Raw genomic sequence first — 2,626 nt, 5'->3', positions numbered from 1 at the left:
GTCGCGGAGGTGATCGGCCTGCTGGCCGCGCCCGCCGCCGGATTCACCACGGGGGCCACGTACGACGTCAACGGCGGGCTGCTCATGGACTGACGGGGCGGACCGCCGACCGCACAAAGAACGCACGCGAGCTGGGAGAGACACATGACCGAGGCCGGAGAGCTGCGCGCGACGCAGTTGCGCTGCCAGCACCTCGTCCAACCGCTCGGCCTGGACGAGCCGGAGCCCGTGTTCGGCTGGGTGCCCGCGGGGGCGGACGACGAGGAACTGCGCGCGTACCAGGTGCTGGTGGCGAGCGCGCCGGAGCTGCTGCGGCAAGGATCCGCCGACCGGTGGGACAGCGGGCGGGTGGCGGCGGACGTGGTCAACGGCGTCGCCTACGCCGGGAGCCCGCTGCGCTCCGGCGAGCGCTGCTGGTGGACGGTGCGGCTGTGGGGACGCGACGACACCCCGGGTCCGTTCACCGACGCGGCCTCGTTCGAGACCGGGCTGCTCACGCCGGAGGACTGGGGCGCCACCTGGATCGCGGGCGGCGCCGGCGTCTCCTCGCCGCTGCTGCGCGCCGGGTTCGCGATACCCGGCCCGGTCAAGCGCGCCCGCGCGTACGTCTCGGCGCTCGGCTTCTACGAGCTGAGCCTCAACGGTGAACGTGTCGGCGACCGCGTACTCGACCCGGCCACGACGACCTACGACCACGACCCCGCGCTGCGCGACGGCGACGGTGAGCCGGCCCGCATCCCCGGCCCGCGCGTGCTGGCGTCCACGTACGACATCACCGCCCACGTGACCGCCGGCGAGAACGCGGTCGGGCTGATGCTCGGCCACGGCTGGTACAGCGCCGAGGAGGACAACGGCCCCGGCCCGTTCCCCCGCACCCCGTGGGGCGACCGGCCCGCGGCCCTGCTGCGCATCGAGGTGGAGACAGAGGACGGGCAGCGCGTCACCGTCGTCAGCGACGAGGGCTGGCGCACGGCCGCAGGACCCGTCCGATACAACGACTACGCGCAGGGCGAGCATTACGACGCCCGCGAGGAGTCCCCGGGCTGGGACCGCCCCGGGTTCGCCGCGCCCGGCTGGTCGCCGGTCACCACCGTGGCCGCCCCCGCGGGCCGCGTCCGGTCCCAGCCCCTCGAACCCGCGCGGGTGATCGAGACGCTCACCCCGGTCGAGACGACGCCCGGGGGCGTCGGCGTACGGATCGCGGACTTCGGCCAGCACCTCTCCGGCTGGACCGCGATCCGGGTGTCGGGCCCGGCCGGAGCGGAAGTCCGGCTGCGGCACGCGGGCGAGGTCGACGCGGACGGGAACCTGGACGACGACGCCAACGCGCAGTCGTGGCTGGCGGCCGCGCAGACCGACGTCTACACCCTCAAGGGCGGCGGCGAGGAGGTCTGGGAGCCGCGGTTCACGCTGCACGGGTTCCGGTACGTCGAGGTGAGCGTCTCCGAACCCGAGGTGCACGTCCACGAACTCGCCGCCCGCGTCGTGCACTCCGACCTCGCGCCCGGCGGTGCCTTCTCCTGCTCCGACGACCTGCTGAACCGCATCCACCGCAACGTGCTGTGGACGTTCCGCGCCAGCTTCCAGGGCTTCCCGCAGGACGCCGCCGACCGCGCCGAGCGCGTCGGCTGGGTCGGCGACCCCGGCTGGTCCGTCGAGGACTACCTCTACGCCTTCGACGCGCGCGCGTTCTGGCTCAAGTGGCTCGACGACCTCGCCGGCACCCAGCTCCCCGACGGCCGCTTCCCGACGATCTGCCCGCTCCAGTGGCGCGGCACCGTCGACATGACGGCGCTGGAGGAGCAGGGCTTCGAGGACTACGAGAAGGAGCGCGAGGTCCTGCCCGACGAGTGGTCGTCCGTCGTCCACTGGCCGTACGCGCCGCTGCCCGACTTCGCCATGACCTCGTACCCCAGCATCGCCTGGCACCTGTACCGGTTCTACGGCGACGAGTCGGTCCTCCGGCGCCACTACCCGGGGATGCGCCGCGGCGTGGAGTACCTGCGCACCCGCGCCAAGGACCTGCTGCTCGCCGAGGGCCTCGGCGACCACATGGAGCCCCAGCCGGACGGCACCTCCGTGCTCAGCCCGAAACGCACCCCCATCGAACTGACCTCCACCGCCTGGTTCCACGCGGTGACCGCGATGACCGCGCGCGCCGCGGCCGTCGTCGGCGAGGACGACGACGCCCGCCGCTACGGCGAGCTGGCCGGGGAGATCCGTACCGCCTTCAACGACCGCTTCCTCGACCCGGCCACCGGCCGCTACGCCACCGGCTCGCAGACCGCCCAGGCGATGCCGCTGTGGACCGGGCTCGTACCGGACGAACACCGCGAGCGGGTGGGGCGCGTGCTCGTCGAACGCATCGGGCGCGACGGCGGCCACCTGGACACCGGGACCATGGGCACGGCCGCGCTGCAGAACGTGCTGCCGGAGATCGGCGCGGCCGACGTGATGTACGGCATCGCCACCAAGACCACGTACCCCGGCTGGGGGGCGCAGATCGAGCGGGGCGCCACGACGGTCTGGGAGACCTGGGGCGGCGACGCCGGATTCAGCCGGAACATGAAGCTCATGGCCATGATCGAGAAGTTCCTCTTCAACGACGTGGCCGGGCTGGCCCCCG

General features: G+C 73.5%; 1 protein-coding gene. It reads left to right on the top strand.

What is annotated here, in order from left to right; all coding sequences use genetic code 11:
* Window positions 1–144 precede the first annotated feature (144 nt).
* On the top strand, window positions 145–2,626 hold a 2,482-nt coding region (locus H5J30_RS26495), incomplete at its 3' end, for a family 78 glycoside hydrolase catalytic domain (protein ID WP_181789857.1).

The sequence above is a fragment of the Streptomyces phytophilus genome (assembly GCF_013870535.1).
In the GTDB taxonomy this organism is placed as follows: domain Bacteria; phylum Actinomycetota; class Actinomycetes; order Streptomycetales; family Streptomycetaceae; genus Streptomyces; species Streptomyces phytophilus.
This window is presented reverse-complemented; position numbering and strand designations above follow the sequence as displayed.